This window comes from Allobosea sp. OK403 (assembly GCF_900113835.1).
Classification (GTDB): domain Bacteria; phylum Pseudomonadota; class Alphaproteobacteria; order Rhizobiales; family Beijerinckiaceae; genus Allobosea.
Genome location: NZ_FOQV01000001.1, coordinates 659023 through 676675, shown reverse-complemented (window position 1 = coordinate 676675; position 17653 = coordinate 659023). Strand labels below are relative to the sequence as shown.

Annotated in this window: 15 protein-coding genes and 1 pseudogene; 9 read left to right on the top strand and 7 right to left on the bottom strand. The window is 64.9% G+C overall.

The genetic code is table 11. The features are described 5' to 3' along the window. Positions 1-99: 99 nt before the first annotated feature. The 5 genes from BMZ97_RS02870 to BMZ97_RS02850 form a co-directional block, all read right to left on the bottom strand. Positions 100-2139 (bottom strand): dipeptide ABC transporter ATP-binding protein, encoded by a 2040-nt coding sequence (locus BMZ97_RS02870; protein ID WP_092165247.1) that lies wholly within the window; start codon positions 2137-2139, stop codon positions 100-102. Beyond that, entirely contained in the window at positions 2132-2983 is an 852-nt protein-coding gene (locus BMZ97_RS02865; RefSeq protein WP_092165246.1) for an ABC transporter permease, read from the bottom strand. Before BMZ97_RS02865 ends, BMZ97_RS02870 begins: the two co-directional genes overlap by 8 nt. Continuing rightward, positions 2983-3939, bottom strand: coding sequence for an ABC transporter permease (locus tag BMZ97_RS02860; RefSeq protein WP_092165245.1), 957 nt, complete (start codon positions 3937-3939; stop codon positions 2983-2985). Before BMZ97_RS02860 ends, BMZ97_RS02865 begins: the two co-directional genes overlap by 1 nt. A gap of 1 nt (position 3940) precedes the next feature. Then, the gene (locus tag BMZ97_RS02855) at positions 3941-5449 is read right to left on the bottom strand and encodes an ABC transporter substrate-binding protein (RefSeq protein WP_092165244.1); all 1509 of its coding nucleotides are present in this window, start codon (positions 5447-5449) and stop codon (positions 3941-3943) included. Between the two features lie 165 nt (positions 5450-5614). Next, the gene (locus BMZ97_RS02850) at positions 5615-6277 is read right to left on the bottom strand and encodes a DUF1028 domain-containing protein (protein WP_092165243.1); all 663 of its coding nucleotides are present in this window, start codon (positions 6275-6277) and stop codon (positions 5615-5617) included. Positions 6278-6889: 612 nt separating this feature from the next. Between BMZ97_RS02850 and BMZ97_RS02845 the strand changes: the two genes are divergently transcribed. The 9 genes from BMZ97_RS02845 (at position 6890) to BMZ97_RS02805 (ending at position 16057) form a co-directional block, all read left to right on the top strand. Then, a complete protein-coding gene (locus BMZ97_RS02845) occupies positions 6890-7960 on the top strand; it encodes a LysR substrate-binding domain-containing protein (RefSeq protein ID WP_092165242.1) in 1071 nt (356 codons plus the stop codon). A gap of 84 nt (positions 7961-8044) precedes the next feature. Beyond that, entirely contained in the window at positions 8045-9475 is a 1431-nt protein-coding gene (gene leuC / locus BMZ97_RS02840; RefSeq protein WP_092165241.1) for a 3-isopropylmalate dehydratase large subunit, read from the top strand. A 1-nt stretch (position 9476) separates the two neighbouring features. Next, a complete protein-coding gene (gene leuD / locus BMZ97_RS02835) occupies positions 9477-10082 on the top strand; it encodes a 3-isopropylmalate dehydratase small subunit (RefSeq protein WP_092165240.1) in 606 nt (201 codons plus the stop codon). 60 nt (positions 10083-10142) lie between these two features. Beyond that, the gene (gene leuB, locus BMZ97_RS02830) at positions 10143-11216 is read left to right on the top strand and encodes a 3-isopropylmalate dehydrogenase (protein ID WP_092165239.1); all 1074 of its coding nucleotides are present in this window, start codon (positions 10143-10145) and stop codon (positions 11214-11216) included. Between the two features lie 9 nt (positions 11217-11225). Beyond that, entirely contained in the window at positions 11226-11732 is a 507-nt protein-coding gene (locus BMZ97_RS02825; protein WP_210188203.1) for a cupin domain-containing protein, read from the top strand. Further along, positions 11710-12699 (top strand): D-2-hydroxyacid dehydrogenase, encoded by a 990-nt coding sequence (locus BMZ97_RS02820; RefSeq protein ID WP_092165238.1) that lies wholly within the window; start codon positions 11710-11712, stop codon positions 12697-12699. Before BMZ97_RS02825 ends, BMZ97_RS02820 begins: the two co-directional genes overlap by 23 nt. A gap of 127 nt (positions 12700-12826) precedes the next feature. Then, entirely contained in the window at positions 12827-13891 is a 1065-nt protein-coding gene (locus BMZ97_RS02815; protein ID WP_210188202.1) for an amino acid ABC transporter substrate-binding protein, read from the top strand. Between the two features lie 10 nt (positions 13892-13901). Next, a complete protein-coding gene (locus BMZ97_RS02810; RefSeq protein ID WP_175525408.1) occupies positions 13902-15014 on the top strand; it encodes an ABC transporter permease subunit in 1113 nt (370 codons plus the stop codon). Next, complete coding sequence (locus BMZ97_RS02805) at positions 15011-16057, top strand: amino acid ABC transporter permease (RefSeq protein WP_092165235.1); 1047 nt, start codon at positions 15011-15013, stop codon at positions 16055-16057. The genes BMZ97_RS02810 and BMZ97_RS02805 overlap by 4 nt, the downstream gene beginning before the upstream one ends. Positions 16058-16087: 30 nt before the next feature. On the opposite strand, the pseudogene BMZ97_RS02800 reads toward BMZ97_RS02805, so the two are convergent. Both BMZ97_RS02800 and BMZ97_RS02795 read right to left on the bottom strand, forming a co-directional pair. After that, positions 16088-16267: pseudogene (locus BMZ97_RS02800) on the bottom strand (IS5/IS1182 family transposase); the annotation flags it as partial. Positions 16268-16353: 86 nt separating this feature from the next. Then, on the bottom strand, positions 16354-17637 hold the full coding sequence (locus BMZ97_RS02795; protein WP_092165233.1) for an NAD(P)/FAD-dependent oxidoreductase: 1284 nt from the start codon (positions 17635-17637) through the stop codon (positions 16354-16356). Between the last annotated feature and the right edge of the window lie 16 nt (positions 17638-17653).

Sequence of the window (17653 nt, the reverse complement as noted above, 5' to 3'; positions counted from 1 at the left end):
ACCGGTTTTTCGCATTGATCCTGCTCTAACTCCTTGATGAGAGACGGATTCAGATTCTAGACGGAGTCACTTTGTGACTCCGTCTAGAACCATCCGGCTCTAGGATAAGCCCAGCGAAACCGTCTCCAACTGCGCGTCCGGCAGGTGACACGCCATCATGACGCCATTGCTCAGCCGGCGCTGCGCCGGTACCTGCGTCCGGCACAGGCTGCCGAGCTGCTGCGGGCAGCGTGAGGCGAAGGAACAGCCCTTTTCACCGGGAGCAGCCATGGCGTTCTCGGCCAGCCTGATGCGGTTGCCTGCCTGGGACCTTGCCGAACCCACGACAGGAACGGCAGACAGCAGCGATGCCGTATAGGGGTGGTGCGGGCCGCGCAGGAGCTCGGCCGCCTCGCCCTGCTGCACGATGGCGCCACGATACATCACCGCGATCCGGTCGGAGATATGCGCGATCACACCGATATCGTGCGAGATGAACAGATAGGACAGGCCGAACTGCGCACGCAGATCGGAGAGCAGGTTCAGCACGGCGGCCTGAACGGAGACATCGAGCGCTGAGACAGCCTCGTCGCAGACGATAAATCGCGGCCGCCCGGCAAGGGCGCGCGCAATGCCGATGCGCTGCTTCTCCCCGCCCGACATCTGGTGCGGATAGCGCGTGCGATAGCTGCGCGGCAGCCGGACCAGATCCAGCAGCCGGTCGATCTCCGCGCCCGCCGCCGCCCCCTTGGCGATCCCGAACAGTTCGAGCGGGCGCTTCAGGATTTCCTGAACCGTATGATGCGGGTTAAGCGCGGAATCCGGGTTCTGGAAGATGATCTGCGCCTGCTGGCAGAAATCGCTGGAGGGGCGCAGCGGAACCTCAGTGCCGCCGAATTCGAGCTGCCCCGCATCGGCCGGGACCAGACGCAAAAGCAGCCGCCCAAGCGTCGACTTGCCGCTGCCCGATTCCCCAACAAGGCCCAGAACCTCGCCGCTGCGGACCTCGATCGTCACATCGTCGACCGCGACGACACTCTTGCGCGGCGCCAGCTTCGGCCAACCGCCACGCCAGTCGAGACTGCGCCAGAGGCCGCCATGGCCGGCGAAACGCCGGCTCATGCCCCGCGCCTCGAGCAAGGGCCTGCGCTCCGGCGCGGCCTCCATTGAGACGCGGGCCTGATCCTGTTCCGGCCAGGGCAGAGCGGCTGTCTCCGTCGCCCGGTGGCAACGCGCGCGATGATCGCCCTCGCCTGCCAAGGCCTGGGGCTCGGCACATGACGGCACCGCGAAGGGACAGCGCGGCGCGAAATTGCAACCGGGATCGACCAGCGTCAGATCCGGCAGGTTTCCCTCGATCGAGGTCAAGCGCTGCTTGGCATGGCTGATGACCGGCATGGCGGCCATCAGCCCGCGCGCATAGGGATGGCGCGGCCCGGCGAGAACCCGGGCACAGGGCCCCTGCTCCACCACGCGGCCGGCATAGAGTACCGTCAGGTCGTCGCAGATCCGGTCGACGATGCCGAGATTATGGCTGACCAACAGCAAGGAGATCCCGCGCCGCGCCCGCAGCGCGTCGAGCAGATCGAGGATCTGCGCCTCGACCGTGACGTCGAGCGCGGTCGTCGGCTCGTCGAGCAGCAGCAGGTCCGGCTCACAGCCGAGCGCCTGGGCGATCACGGCGCGCTGCTTCATGCCGCCCGACAATTGATGCGGATAGGCCTTCAGCACCGCGGCGGGATCGTGGATACCGGTCTCCGCCAGCAGCCCCTCGGCTCGCTCCATTGCCTCGCGCCAGTTCATGCCACGATGCAGGGTCAAAGGCTCGGCCACCTGCATGCCGATGGTCAAGGCGGGATTGAGCGCAGCCGAAGGATCCTGGAAAACCGTTCCGATCCGCCGCCCGCGCAGGGAGGCTGCGACCTTCAGCAGGTCCTGCCCGTCGAAGCGAGCTGCATCGGCCGTGACCGCGGCCCCCTTGCCCAACAGGCCGAGCATGGCCAGCAGCATGGACGATTTGCCGGAGCCGCTTTCGCCGACGAGGCCCATTGCGCCGCCACGCGGGATCGCCAGCGAAACGGCGTCCAGCGCAGTGACCGGTCCGTTGGCCGTGGCATAGCGCAGCGACAGACCTTGAATATCGAGCAGGATGTCAGCCATGACCGCGCCCCTGCATGCGGGGATCGAGCAGGTCGCGCAGGCCCTCGCCGACGAAATTGACGGCGACCAGCAGGACGCAGAGGCACAGCCCGGGCGCAAGACCGATCCAGGGCGCGCGATCGAGGAAGGGCCGGCTTTCAGCGATCATCAAGCCCCATTCGCTGGCGGGCGGCTGCGGGCCGAGACCGAGAAAGGAGAGCGCGGAACCTAGCAGGATCGCGAAGGTGATGCGCAACGAGGTCTCGACGATGATGGTCGGCCAGACATTCGGCAGAACCTCGCGCCAGAGAATGTAGAAGGTCTTCTCTTTACGGGCGGCGGCGGCCTCGATGAAATCCTGCGCCAGCACGCTGAGCGCCACCGAGCGCGTCAGGCGCGTCATGATCGGCACGTAGACTAGCCCGACAGCGACGATGGTCTTGCCCAGCCCCGGCGAGGTCACGGCCAAAATCAGCAGCCCGACCAGGATTGGCGGCAGCGAGATCATCAGGTCGATGATCCGCATGATTACGTCGTCGACCCAGCCGCGATAGAACGCCGCCATCAGCCCCAGCGGAACACCGACGATAAGGCTGATCGCAGTCGCTCCGAAGCCCATCGCCAGCGAATAATAGCCGCCGGCCAGGATGCGCGAGAGCACGTCGCGGCCGAACTCGTCGGTGCCGAACCAATGCAGGCCGGAGGGTGGCTGCATGCGGCTGCGGACCGCAAACATCGTGGGATCGTAAGGCGCGATCCAGGGCCCGATCAGCCCGATCAGGACCATGCAGACAACGATGGCGGCTCCCACCACGAGAATGAGCGGCACATGCCGGCGGCGGCGTTTCTGCGCGACGGCCGTCATCAGTGCGCGCCCCCCAACCGGATGCGCGGGTTCAGCATGGCCGATGCGAGATCGGCGACGAGCGTCGCCAGCGAATAGACCGCTGTGACGACCAGCATCCCGGCCTGCAGCAGCGGGATGTCATGGTTCTGGATGGCGTACATCAACAGGCTTCCCAGCCCCGGAAAGGAGAACACGGTTTCCGCCACGACGATGCCGCCGATCAGGATGCCGGCGTCGATGGCGAGCACCGTGATCGCCGGCAGCATGGCGTTGGGCAGCGCGTGCCGCAGCAGCACCAGCCGCTCGGGCACGCCCTTGGCGCGCGCGGCCAATACGTAGCGGCTCTCGATCGCCTCCAGCATCGACGAGCGCACCATGCGCGAGACATGCGCCGTCAGGCCCAGCGACAGGCAGATCACCGGCAGGATCAGATGCCGCAGCCATTGCAGCAGGCCGGCATCAGCCAGCGGCGTATAGCCGGTTGCCGGCAGCCAGCCGAGCCAGACCGCGAAGACGATGATGGCGACGGTGCACCAGAAGAACTCGGGGATGGCGATCAGCGTGTACTGCATCATGGTCAGAACACGGTCGCTCAGCGAGCCGCGATGGACGGCGGAATGAATGCCCAGCGCGATGCCCATGAGCGCCACCAGCAGCAGGCTCATGCCGCCGAGCACAGCCGAGCGTTCGAGCGCCCCGCCGATCAGCCTGGCGACCGGCTGATCGATCGAGAGCGCCTGGCCGAACTCGCCATGCAGCACGCCCGAGAGCCAGCGCCAGTATTGCACCAGGATCGGGTCGCGCAGGCCGAGCTTCAGCTCCAGCGCCGCCACGGCGTCGGCCGTGGCGTATTCGCCCAGCACCATATGCGCGACCGAGCCGGGCAGCAGATGGATTGCCGCGAAGACCACTGCCGACATGGCGAAGAGGACGACGACCATGCCCAGGATGCGGCGCGCGGCATAGACCAGCATGTCAGGCGAAGCTTGCGTTGCGCAGATCGAACCAGCGCATCGGATGGGCGGTGACGCCCTTCAGGGCGCTACGATAGGCGCAGCCGAAATTCACCGCATAAGCGAAGAAGCCGGGCGGATTGTCGTAGAGCAGGCGCTGCAGCTGGACATAGTGCTCGCGCTGCTGGACGGGGTCGATGGCTTTTCGCGCCGCCTCCAGCGTCTTGTCGACGTCTGGATTGTTGTAGTGCCAGAGCAGATTGTTGAAGACGCCGGTCGAGTGGAGGAAGGAATAAGTCGCCGTATCGAGCGTCGGGCGCGCCAGATAGCCGTCGACATAGAGCGGCGCCTTGCCGGACACCTCCGCCAGATAGCGTGCCGCCGGTACGCGCTGGATCTCGATGTCGAAGCCGCCGGGACGGGCAAGCTGCTGCAGCGTGACGCCAAGCCGTTCGCGTGTGGCGCGGCCGACCGGAATGACCAGCGGAACCTTGACGCCGTTGGGATAACCGGCCTCGCGCAACAGCTTTCGCGCCGCCGCCGGATCGGATTTGGCGATCGGTAGATCAGTTGCAAAAGCCGCGCTCGACGGCGCGATCGGGCTGTGAACCGGCGCCCCTTCGCCAAAGAGCGTCAGATCGATCACGTCGCGCTTGTCCACGGCCAGATGGAAAGCCTTGCGGACACGCACATCGTTGAACGGCGCGATGGTGTTGTTCATCACCGCCGTATCCCAGGATGCAGAGGTGACGCTTTCGACCCGCAAATTGGGGTTCTCGCGCAGCACCTTGATATCCTCTGGGTTCAGCTCCCAGACGATATCGATGTCTCCCGCCTTGAGCGCATTCAACCGTGAGCTCATCTCGGGCATCATGCGCAGCTCGACGCCGGCGAGCTTGGGCAGGCCCTTCTCGAAATAGTCGTCGTGACGCACCAGCACGATCCGGTCGCCGGGCGTGTGACTGCGGAACCGGAACGGACCCGTCCCTATGGGCTGGGTCGCCATGGTCTCGATGGCGTCTGCCGGGACGATCTTGGCCTGGCGGTCGCCGAGGATGTCGACGAAGCCGGCATAGGGATATTTCAGCGTGAAGGTGACGGTAAGCGGGTCGCTCGCCTCGATCGCCTCGATCATTTCGAAGGTATTACGGGCAATCGCGCCGGTAGCCGGGTCGATGATGCGGCGGAAGGTGGCGACCACGTCGGCGGAAGTCATTTCGCGTCCGTTATGGAACTTCACGCCCGGTTTCAGCTTGAAGGTGCAGGACTTCAGGCTCGCGTCCCAGCTCCAGCTTTCCGCTAGGTCGGGGGCGATCGTCATGTCTTCCTTGATCCGGACCAGGCCGTTGAAGACGAGCACGTCGTAGATGTACTCGTCGGCACTGCTGGTCATGGTGGGGTCGAGCGTCCGGATCGAACCGGCCATGGCGATACGCGCAATATTGGCGCCTTGAGCGCGGGCGGGCATGGGGCCGAGCAAGGCGGCAGCGCCGGCACCCGCGACAAGATCACGGCGGGAGAGGATCGTCACGGCTGTTCTCCTTCACAGATGCGGCGTGGAATGATCGTCCTGGAGCAGTTTCCGATCCGATCGGATCGCTCAGGCGCCCTATGTATTTGTTTTGATGTGCTTTCTTCGCGCGGACCGGGGCCCTCTTCGCTCGAAAGCACTTTAATCAGGGGAAGGCGACGCGGCTCACTTGACCCAGTATTTCGAGGCTTCGGGATCGAGCGCGCGCTCGATATAGGAGGCCATGACAGGCGTGTAGTTCTCCCAAAGGAAGCGCAGCTGGGAGATCGCGGCCCGGTCGTAATCGACCCGCAGATCGACCAGCGGGAAGGTTTCCTTGTGGACGACGAGCAAGGCGGCGGACTTCTCCTGCTTCAGCTCTCCACCCGCCTCGTACCCGGCCTCCAGCGCCGCCATCAGCCTTTCACCGAGATGGGACTCTGGAAGGCTTGCGAAGGTCTCGGTCATCGCGCTGATGACGGAGGGCGTGCGGATGATGTTCCCGATTGCGACACAACCGGCGGCCTCAGAGGCGTGATGGGTCGACAGGATGCGCTTGCCATGGAACCAGGCCGTGCCACCGTGCCTGTCGATGATCGCGAGCTGCCGGTGCTCGATCTCGGGCCCGGCATCCGTGAGGATGGCGATGACCTCCGCCGCCGTCTTGCCCTCCTCGAGCAGAGCTATGCCTCGCGGCCCCAGCCGGGGATCCGTGCAATGCTGGGTCAGAACGGCCCCGACACCGGCTTTCGCAAAGGGGCAGCGGCTTCCCACGGCAATCGACGATGTCGTGACCGCAAGACCGAACATGCCTGTCCGTTGGCACATGCCGGCAATCGAATACGTCATCGCAGCCGGCTCATCGCTTCGCGAACAAGGCTGTGTCCAGCCATTGGGGCGATCCACACAAAGATCCCTCGATCGCTCGCTGTCGCGTCATTCTGCATTGCCTCTCCATCGGACATTGAAAACCTCTCCGCAGTCCCATTCTGCCGCCAGCAAGAACCGAGCCTCGGCCAGCGGCGCCGCGAGAAAGATCGGCTGGAGCATCCCCAGTTGACCGGCTTCCCGCAGAATCAGAGTGTGACGAATGGGCAGGCGCAGCAATCGGTGCAGCTATGCTTTATGCGATGGTGCCATTTGGCCGGCGAATACCGATCTCGGACGCCCCCGCTCGCAGGCCGCTTCAAATTCATCCGACAGCTGGATACGCCCCTCAAGGCAGATAGTTTGAAGCGATGCAATTGACCGGCAACCCCGGCTTTCGAAGGATGAAAGCCATGTCCAGGCACTGCCGTCCGACGGAAGAGAAAGAGGCTTATGCCGGCCCGCCATCGTGACAAAGGCTGGAAAACTCTACCTTCCAGCAGTCCAGAAAATGGACTCGGATCATGAATTTATATGACTCAGGAGCGGTTATCGGCTCCAACGATAGCCAAGCGCCGGGAGGACAATGCGCAGATGGCTGATCGCTTCGACAGATCGCGCAGAACGGTTCCCGTTTCCCCAGTCACGGCAGAAGCCGCGCTGCCTGTCCTGCCAGGGCGCGGCCTGCTGGCGCGCATCGACCTGCTGACCCTGAAGCTCTTCATCACCATCATCGAGGAGCAGAGCATCGCCAAGGCGGCCGAACGCGAGAACATCGCCGCTTCCGCCGTCAGCAAGCGCATTTCCGATCTCGAACACGCCGTCGGCGTGCCGCTCATCAAGCGCCATCACAAGGGAGTCGATGCCACGCCCGCCGGCCGGGTCTTCCTGCATCATTCGCGTGTCATCCTGCGCGATCTGGCGCAGTTGGAGAGCGAGGTCTTCGACCACTCGTCCGGCGTGCGCGGTCATGTCCGGGTTTTCGCCAATGATTCCACTATCTTTGGCTATCTGCCCGAGGAACTGGCGGAATTTCTGGCCTTGCATCCCCAGATCCGGGTCGAGTTCGAGGCCAAGGTCAGCCCCGATATCATCAGGGCGGTCGCCGAGAGCGCCGCGGATATCGGCCTCTTCGCCGGACATCTCCCGACCGCAGACCTGACGGTCCACCCCTATCACCGCGACAGGTTGTTGGTGGTCGTGCCGACAGAGCACGAGCTTGCCGGCAGGCCCTCTCTGAAGCTCGCGGACGTGCTCGAGCATGACCTGATCGAGCAGGAACGGGGCAGTTCGATCGAATTGCTGTTGCTGCGTGCAGCCTCGACCATGGGGCGCTCGATCAGGGGACGCATCAGGGTCGGCAGTTTCGATGCGATGTGCCGCATGGTCGAGGCAGGGCTGGGCGTCGGCGTCGTGCCGGAGCTCTTCGCACGGCGCATCGTCAACTCGATCAATATCCGAGCGATCGCGCTCGACGAGCCCTGGGCGATACGTCAACACAAGATCTGCACACGAGACCCCGCGAGCCTGCCCCATGCTGCCCGCCTGCTGCTGCAGCACCTGATCTCCAAGGCCGGGCAAGGCGAACCATCGCGAGACGAGCCATCGCAAGACGCGATCCCCGCCTCACGAGAGGCGACTTCCCCCATCCTGCCCCGCCTCTAGTCTTCGCCTCGACCTCGCAACCGGTCCCGGATCATCCGGCCCGGCGGCGAGGCAGGCAACCCAGACTGCAGGCTCGTGGCGTCCATGGCCCCATCGCTCACCTTGTTCGACAAAGTCTGGAACGACCATGTCGTCACACAGCGTGGCGACGGCCAGACGCTGCTTTATGTCGATCGCCTCTATGTCGCCGACGATATCCTTCCCGATGTCTTTCCCTCGGTGCTTGATCGCGGCGTCCCAATGCGGCGGCCGGAGCGCAGCTTCGGCACTCCGGATCACTACATCCCCACGACGAAACGCCGCTTCGATGCCGATGACGATGCGGAGCGACGCGGCATGGTCGAGACGCTGGAGCGTACGGCGGCTAGGACGGGCATGACGCTGTTTGGTCTTGATGATCCGCGCCAGGGCATCGTTCATGTAATGGGGCCGGAGCAGGGCCTGACTTTGCCCGGCAGCACGATCGTCTGCGCGGACAGTCATACCTCGACGCATGGCGCCTTCGGCGCCTTCGCCTTCGGCATCGGATTCTCCGAACTGAGTCATGTCGTGGCGACCCAGAGCCTGTGGCAGCGCCGGCCCGGAACCATGCGTATCCGCATCGAGGGCACGCTCAGCCCCGGCGTCTGCGCCAAGGACCTGATCCTGGCCATCATCGGCAGGATCGGCGTCGGCGGCGCGGCCGGCCATGTCATCGAATATGCCGGCGGTGCCATTGCGCGGATGTCGATGGAAGGCCGCATGACGGTCTGCAACATGTCGATCGAGGCCGGGGCGCGGGGCGGCATGATCGCGCCCGACGAGACGACGATTGCCTATCTCGCCGATCGCCCTTTTGCCCCCAAAGGGGTCCTGTTCGACAAAGCCGCCGCCGCCTGGCGCCGTCTCGCCTCGGATCCGCAGGCCCGCTTCGATCGCGAGGTCGCGCTCGATGCCTCCGCTCTCAGCCCGATGGTGACATGGGGCACGACGCCGGAGGATGCGATCGGCATTGACGAGTTGGTGCCCGACCCTGATCTGATCGTCGATCTGGTGCGGCGTGAGCATGCGCGGCGCGCACTTGCCTATATGGGCCTGTCGCCTGGCATGCGGCTGTCGGGACTGCCGGTCGACTGCGTTTTCATCGGCTCCTGCACCAATGGTCGCATCGAGGATCTGCGCGAAGCCGCAGCCGTCATCGCCGGCCGCAAGGTGGTCGTGCCGAGCTTCGTCGTGCCCGGCTCGGGACTGGTGAAGCGGCAGGCCGAGGCCGAGGGGCTCGACCGAATCTTCAAGGAGGCTGGTTTCGCCTGGCGTGAGGCGGGCTGCTCGATGTGCATCGCGATCAATGGCGATGCCGTACCAGCAGGCCAGCGTTGCGCCGCGACGACCAACCGCAACTTCGTCAACCGGCAGGGACCGGGTGCGCGAACCCACCTGCTGAGTCCCGCGATGGCCGCGTCCGCCGCGGTCAACGGTTGCCTGACCGATATTCGGCAGCAGCCTGCGCCGCGCTCCTTTGCATGGAGCGCCTGAGATGGAACCGTTCGAGCGACTGGAAGCCCGGGCGCTGCCAATGCGCGGCGCCAATATCGACACAGACCGCATCCTGCCCTCGCGCTTTATGCAGAAGCCGCGCGCCGACGGGTTTGGCCGCTATTTCTTCCATGACCTGCGCTTCGATGCGGTCGGCGCCGAAAGGCCCGACTATATCGTCAACAACCCAGCCCATCGGGACGCCCGCATCCTCATCGCGGGCGAGAATTTCGGCTGCGGTTCCTCGCGCGAACAGGCGGTCTATGCGGTCTTCGATTACGGCTTCCGTGCGGTGGTGGCGCCCAGCTTCGGCGACATCTTCTACGCCAACGCCTTGAAGAACGGCCTGCTGCCGGTCGTGCTGCCGGGCATGGAGATCGAAGCGCTCTTCGCCGCTTGCGAGGCTGATCCCTCGACGCGACTGGCCATTGACCTGCAAAACCTCAGGGTTTCGCGCTCTGGGCAGCCGGACCTCCCCTTCGCGATCGACGACTTCAACCGCCAGCTCCTGCTGACGGGTCAGGATGAGATCGCTTTCACGCTCGGCCTTGCCGACGAGATCTCCACCTTCGAGGAGCTACGGCGTGCTCACAGCGCCTGGCTCTGAGACGAACCGCAGCATTCCCATAATCGCGCTGCCTCGGGCGCGCCGAAAAGGCCAGACATCATGAAGATCGCCGTATTGCCCGGGGACGGGATTGGCCCCGAGGTCGTCGCTGAAGCGCTCAAGGTTCTGCGCGCCATTGAAAGTCCGCAGCGGCCCTTCGCCTTCACGCAGGCGCTCGTCGGCGGGGCGGCCTATGAGGCAACGGGCCATCCGCTGCCGCCGGAGACGCTGGCGCTCGTCAAGGCGAGCGATGCGATCCTGTTCGGCGCCGAGGGCGGCTTCCAATACGAGACGCTGCCGCGTGGCCTACGCCCGGGCGACGCGCTCCTCTCGCTGCGCACGGAGCTCGAACTCTTCGCCAACTTCCGCCCGATCCGGCTATTCCCTGAGTTGATCGGGGCCTCGACCTTGCGACCGGACGTGATCGAAGGGCTCGACCTCCTGATCCTGCGCGAGTTGACCGGCGACATCTATTTCGGCGAACCGCGTGGCGACAGGACCGGCCCGCATGGCCGCGAAAGCTTCAACACCATGCGCTATGACGAGCGCGAGATCGCTCGGATCGCGCGGGTCGGCTTCGAGGCCGCGCGCTCGCGGCGCGGCAAGCTCTGCTCGGTCGACAAGGCCAATGTGCTCGAAACCGGCGAACTCTGGCGCCAGGTCGTGATCGAGGTCTCCGCAGAATTCCCCGATGTCGAGCTTTCGCATCTCTACATCGACGCCGCTGCGATGACGCTCGTGCGCTCACCCAGGGACTTCGACGTCATCGTCACCAGCAATCTCTTCGGCGATATCCTCTCCGACGAGGCGGCGATGCTGACCGGCTCGATCGGCATGCTGCCGTCGGCTTCGCTCGGTATCGGCCGCAAGGGCCTCTACGAGCCGGTCCATGGTTGCGCGCCCGATCTCGCGGGCCGGAACATCGCAAACCCGCTCGCCACCATTCTTTCGGCAGCAATGATGCTGCGTTTCAGCTTCGGGCTGACGGCCGATGCCGACCGGATCGAACAGGCCGTGCGCAAAGTTCTGGCGCAGGGCCTGCGCACCGCCGACATCGCCGAGCCTGGCGCGCGCGTCCTCGGCACGCGCGAAATGGGCGACGCCGTCATCGCGCAACTCACTCAGGCATCATAGGAGCACCCAATGACCGACCAAGCCATGAAGGCGACGGCCAACACCACGGCGGATATGCACGGGCAGATGGCCGAACTGGCCAAAACCAAGGGGCCGACCTTTTTCAAGCTGCGTACCCGGCTCCCAGTCCAGGGGCGGGCCGACACGCTGATGGCGGCGAGCGACACGATGTCGGTCGTACTCAAGACCTATGCCCAGGCCGGCGAGAACGGTTTGCATCGGCATCCCAACGAGGATCATGTCTTCGTCGTGCTGCAGGGCACGGCGGAATTCCATGGCCCCAATGACGAGATGCGCGTCGTCGGCAAGCATGAGGGCGTGTTCCTGCCCGATACGGCGCTTTATTGGTTCAAGGCCGGGGAAGGAGAGCCGCTGGTCATGCTGCGCGTGGGCTCCGACAAGGGCCATGACGGTGATGTGCTCGAGCGCCTGGACATTCATGGCAAGCCGGTCGACGGCAACTCGACCGCCAACAAGGAAGTCGAGCTGATCTATGGCGACAGCTATTTTGGCTGAGCCGGCAGCCACTCCGCGCATCCTGGTGATCGACCCGGCGCCAGGCGACCATCTCGCATCCATCCTGCATCGCGGCGGCGAACGGGTCGCGGTCGCGTCGCGACCGGGCGATCTCCCCGAAGCGCTGACGCACCACCGTCCGGAGGTCGTCTTCCAGTACAAGATGCCGGGCTTCAGGGGCGCGACGACGGCGCCAATGCTGGCGACGCCGGGCTTGCGTTGGCTGCATTATGCCGGGGTCGGGCTCGACCATCTCGCGCCTTGGGACAACGCACGTCTCATGGTCTCGAATTCGGCCGGCGTGCTCAGCGATTTCATGGCGGAGTATGTCATCGGCGCAATCCTGTCCGCCAATATCGGCTTCGGCGATTATGCGCGCCGGCAAGTCGCCCACCACTGGGAGGCGACAGGCTGGACCGGCGTCAAGGGCAAGACGCTACTGATCGTCGGGCTCGGGCGGATCGGCATGACGGTCGCCGAGCGGGCCAAAGCCTTCGGCATGAAGACGATCGGCATCCGTGCGCACCCCACACCGGCGCCCCATCTCGATACGGTTCTGGCCACGAGCGAGCTTGCTGACATCATCGGCAGTGTCGATTTCGTCTCGCTCCATCTTCCGCTGACGCAAGAAACGACGTGGCTGTTCGATGCGGCCATGCTGGAACGCCTCAAGCACGGCACGATCCTGGTCAACACCGCGCGCGGCGGCATCGTCGACGAGGCGGCGCTGGCCCGGCTCCTGGCCAGGGGCCATCTCCGCGCCGCGATCCTCGACGTATTCGCACAAGAGCCGCTCCCGCAGGATAGTCCGCTCTGGAGCGTCCCGAACCTGACGATCACGCCGCATATGTCCGACAGCGTCTCGGATTGGAAATCGCGCTCGGCCGCGTTCTTCCTGGAGAGCCTCGACGCCTACCTCACTGACGGGCGCCCTCCCAATCTGGCGCCCCCGGAACGGGGCTATTGAACGCGCCGATCGGCAGGCATCGCACCTCGCGACGGCACGGTCGCAGAACGCGACTTGGGCCGATCGACCGGACGCGCTTAGCTGACTTATCGACATCGGAACCATCAAACCGATGCAGAACAGGGGAATGACGATGCGATCGAAATGGATCACCAAGGCTCGTATCAGCGGCGTCCTGCTCGCATTATGCGCGACGGGTTTCGCAGCGACGTCGGCGCAGGCTCAGGGCGCGCTGCCGGCTCCGGGCCCGACGGCCGCCGCGATCAAGCAGCGCGGCCAGCTCAATTGCGGCATCGACACCGGCATTCCAGGCTTCGCCTATCAGGACGGCGCCCGCAAATGGCAGGGGCTCGATGTCGATTATTGCCGGGCCATCGCAGCTGCGTTGCTCGGTGATGTCGAGAAGGTGCGCTTCGTGCCCACTACCACGCCCACACGCTTCACCTTGCTGCAATCGGGCGACATCGACGTGCTGATCCGTGACAGCACGCACACCTTCTCGCGCAACGCCTCGCTGAGCCTGCAGCCTACAGCAGTCAATTTCTATGCCGGGCAGAGCTTCATGGTGCGCAAGAGCCTGAATGTCGCCAAGGCGGCGGAGATGAACGGCGCCACGATCTGCACCCTCGCCGGCTCCAGCCTGGAGTTGAACATCGGCGACTTCGCGCGCGCCAACAACATCAAGATCGCCACGCTGACCTTCGACAAATCCGAGGAGGCAGCGAAAGCCGCTGAAGCCGGCCGCTGCGACGGCTATAGCGACGACACCGGCAGCCTCGCCGCCGTGCGCTCGACCATGCAGAAGGTCGATGATTGGATGATCCTGCCCGACAATCTCAGCAAGGAGCCGCTCGGCCCCTATGTACGCAGCGGCGACGATCGTTGGCGCGACATCGTCTACTGGGTCGATGCCGCCTTGAAGACTGCCGAGGAATACGAGATCACCCGCGACAATATCGAGAGCTTCCGGACCAGCACCAAGCCGGCGATCCGGCGCTTCCTTGGCCTCGATGCCGGGCTCGCCAAGATGATCGGCCTCGATGACGAGTGGGTCGTACGCGTCATCAAGGCAGTCGGAAATTACGGCGAACTCTACGACATGCATTTCGGTGCCAAGGGGCTGCAGTTGCCGCGCGGCCAGAACAACCTCTACAGCCATGGCGGGCTGCACTACCCGCTGCCCTTCCGCTGAGATGGCGCTCGTGCAGGATATCGGAGCGGGGGCGCCGTGGCGTCCCTCGCGGCGCTTTGCGCTCAAGCTCGCCGGCGTCGTCGCGCTGGCCCTCTTCCTCGCCTGGCTCGGCCACAACGTCGCCGAGAACATGGCCCAGCGCGGCATGCATTTCAGCTTCGATTTCCTGCACGATCCGTTCGGCGTCGATATCTCGTTCCACATCCTGCCCTGGCAGCTCGGCCAGAGCCACGGCTACGCGCTGCTCGTCGCGCTGGTGAACACGCTCTTCACCGCAGCGATCGCGATCCTGCTCGCCAGTGCGCTCGGCCTGCTGCTCGGGCTGATGCGGCTCTCGGGCAATCCGCTCGCCTCGGGCGCGTCCTATGCGGGGATCGAGTGCGTGCGCAACGTACCCCTGCTGACGCAGATCATCTTCCTCTATATCGGCGCATTGCAGCTTCTGCCGCCTGCCCGCGCCAGCATCGTGCTGGGGCCTGACATTTATCTCAACGTGCGCGGGCTGTTCGTGCCCGTGCCCGAATGGGGCTGGAGCTGGGCGGTGTGGCCGGTCGCAGCCCTGAGCGTCCTTGCCCTCCTGCGCGCTCAATGGCGCCAGCGCGTGCCTGCGGCGCTCCTGGCCGCCGCGCTGGCAACCCTGTTCTTCGCCTTCGCCGCGTCCTGGAACCGACCGGTTCTGCGCGGCTTCGGCTTCAGCGGCGGCTGGCTGCTGACGCCAGAGCTTCTCGCCGTCTGGATCGGCGTCTCGGTCTATGTCTCGGCCTTCATCGCCGAGATCGTGCGTTCTACCATCGGCGGCGTCGCCAAGGGCCAGCGCGAGGCGGCAGCCAGCCTCGGGTTGAAATGGCACCAAGAGATGTTCCTGGTCATCCTGCCGCAGGCCTTGCGCGCGATGATTCCACCATTGACCAACCAATATCTCAACGTCGTCAAAGCGACCACGCTCGGTGCCGCCGTGGCCTTCCCCGAAGTTGTGCAGGTATTCGCGCGCTCGATCATGAATCAGACCGGCCGCAGCGTGGAGATCATGCTGATGATCCTGACGATCTATGTCGGACTCAATCTGATCCTCGCCTCGCTCATGAACGCCTGGAACCGTCGATTGGAGATCCCCGGGCGATGAAGACGATGAGGCTCTCATTCAAGGCGCTGTTCGGCTCCTGGTTCAACAGCCTCGTGACGGCGGTCATGCTCGCGCTGCTCGCCTGGATCGTGCCGCAGCTCTGGAGCTGGGCGCTCTCTGGAGCGACCTGGATCGCGCAGAGCAAGACCGGCTGCGCGGCGGGCGGCGCCTGCTGGGCCTTTGTCGGCGCCAAGCTGAAGCTCTTTCTCTACGGCAATTATCCAGCCGAACAGGAATGGCGGGTCCATCTCGCTCTCGCCGTCGTCGTCGCGAGCCTCGCCGGCTGCGTGCTCGACGAACGGCGTAAGGGTCGGTGGCTGCTGATGCTGATGGCGAGCGTCCCCGTCGGCGCCGTGCTGCTCGCCGGTGGCATCCTCGGGCTCGTCCCGGTGCGGACCTCTGAATGGGGCGGGCTGATGCTCAATCTCGTTCTGGCCTTTGTCGCTGTGCTGGTCTCGATTCCCGCCGGCATCGCGCTCGCCTTCGCCCGGCTGTCGAAAAGCCGGACCATCTCCTGGGCCGCGACGGTCTTCATCGAATTCTGGCGCGCGGTGCCGCTGCTGGCCGTGCTGTTCATGGGGGTGGTGATGCTGCCGCTCTTCCTGCCCAAAGGCGTCTCAGTCGATAATCTGATGCGGGCGATGATCGTGCTGGTGCTGTTTACCTCGGCCTATATGGCGGAAGTGTTCCGGGGCGCGCTCCAGGATATTCCGACGGGCCAGACGGAGGCTGCAGCGGCTCTGGGGTTGAGGAAGCCGCAAGTCGCTCTCCTGATCCTGCTGCCGCAAGCGATGCGTATCGCCGTTCCCGGCATCGTCAACATCATGGTCGACCTGTTCAAGGATACCTCGCTGGTCTCGATCGTCGGCCTGTTCGACCTCACCGGAGTGGCCGCCCAGTCGGTCAAGGATCCTGCTTGGTTGGGGCTCTCCACAGAGGCCTATGTCTTCGCCGCGATGCTGTTCTTCGTCTGGTGCCTGCTGATGTCTCTTTCAGGTCAATTGATGGAGCGGCGGCTGAACAGTCGCTTCAGCGGGCGCTAGCAGGCTGCTGAAGAAGTCTGTTCTGACTCTTGGTTTAGATGGTCTTTGCCGGCCCATTGCCGAATACAGCGCCTCGAAGAGACTGTTCAGGCCCGCTAGCACCTCATCCGCCAAAGCCCGGATCGCTCGCAGTGGATGATCCGGAGGAACCTGTTCTTCCAGGTGCACGTAGCTGAACAGGCTATCCGACCGATGCTCTTGTCCGCGCATCGTCAGACCCTGCTCCTGCCGCAGACAGAGTGAATCATCTCCAAGACGATCCGGTCAGCCACTTCTTCAGCTGCCTGCCAAGCGCGTCATGCTGGCGCGATCGGAAGATGCGCCACTTGCGCACCGACCTCATAATAGGCCTCCTTCACGGCGCGGAAAGCTGGCATGGCGACCTCGGACACCGGCAGCGGCATGCCTTCGAGCTCGATTTCGCCGAGTATGAGGCGGGCGAGCTCGCGTCCGAAGACCGTACCTGGCGCGATGCCGCGTCCGTTGTAGCCGTTGAAGCCGATCGCGTTCGGGCCGAAGCTGTGCAGCCTCGGCAGGTGATCCGGCGTCATGCCGATCTTGCCGTACCATTCCGTTTCGAGCTCGAATTCGCCGAGTTGCGGAAACAGCTTGCGGATATGCCGCTTGATCCAGGCGCGATGAACGCTGAGCCCGGTCCCGCGCAGCGCGCCGACGCTGCCGACGATCAGCCGCCCCTCCGCATCGAGCCTGAAGCCGCTCAGGATGGTCTTGGTGTCCCAGCCCGCGCCGCCATTCGGCATGATGGTCTTGCGGAGATTATGGCTCAGCGGCGCGGTCGAGACATGGAAATAGGGCAGATGGACCTGCTCCTCGCGGATGGCGGAGGTCGTCCCGGTCGAATACGCGTCCGTCGCCAGGATGAGCCAATCGGCACTGACGCTGCCGCCGGCGGTCTTGACCTGCCAGACATCGCCAATGCGGTCGAAGGACGTCACCGCGCTGCCGGTGTGGATGGTGGCGCCCTCCGTCATCGCGGCGCTCGCCAGGCCGCGTGCATAGGCGAGCGGCTGGATCGTGCCGGCGCGGGGGTCGAACAGCGAGCCGGTATAGCCGGTGGCCCCGGTCCTGGACTGCGTGTCGCTGGCGCTCAGAAGTTCGACCTTTGCGCCAAGACGGCTCCACTGCGCTTGGCGCGCCTGAAGCTGCTTCAGGCCGCTGGCGCCGACAGCGCAGTGATAGGTCCCGCGGTGGTCGGCCTGACATTGCATGCCATAGCGTTCCGCCAGAGCGAAGACCTCGCGCGGCGCCTCGCCGAGCAGCCCGATCAGGCGGTTGCCATAGACCGGGCCGAGCGTCGCGATCAGGTCGTCGGGCATGACCCAGAGGCCGGCATTGACGAAGCCGGAATTGCGGCCGGACGCGCCGAAGCCGATCTCGACGGCTTCGAGCACGATAACCGACCTGCCCGCCTTGGCGAGATGCAGGGCCGCCGACAGCCCGGTATAACCCGCGCCGACGACGACCACATCGGCCGAGACGGCGCCGGTCAGGGCGGCGGTCGGCGGCGGAGGCGGCGCGGACAGCTCCCACAGCCCATGCGACCGCTTGTCATCCAGCATATGTCTGCTCCGTTCA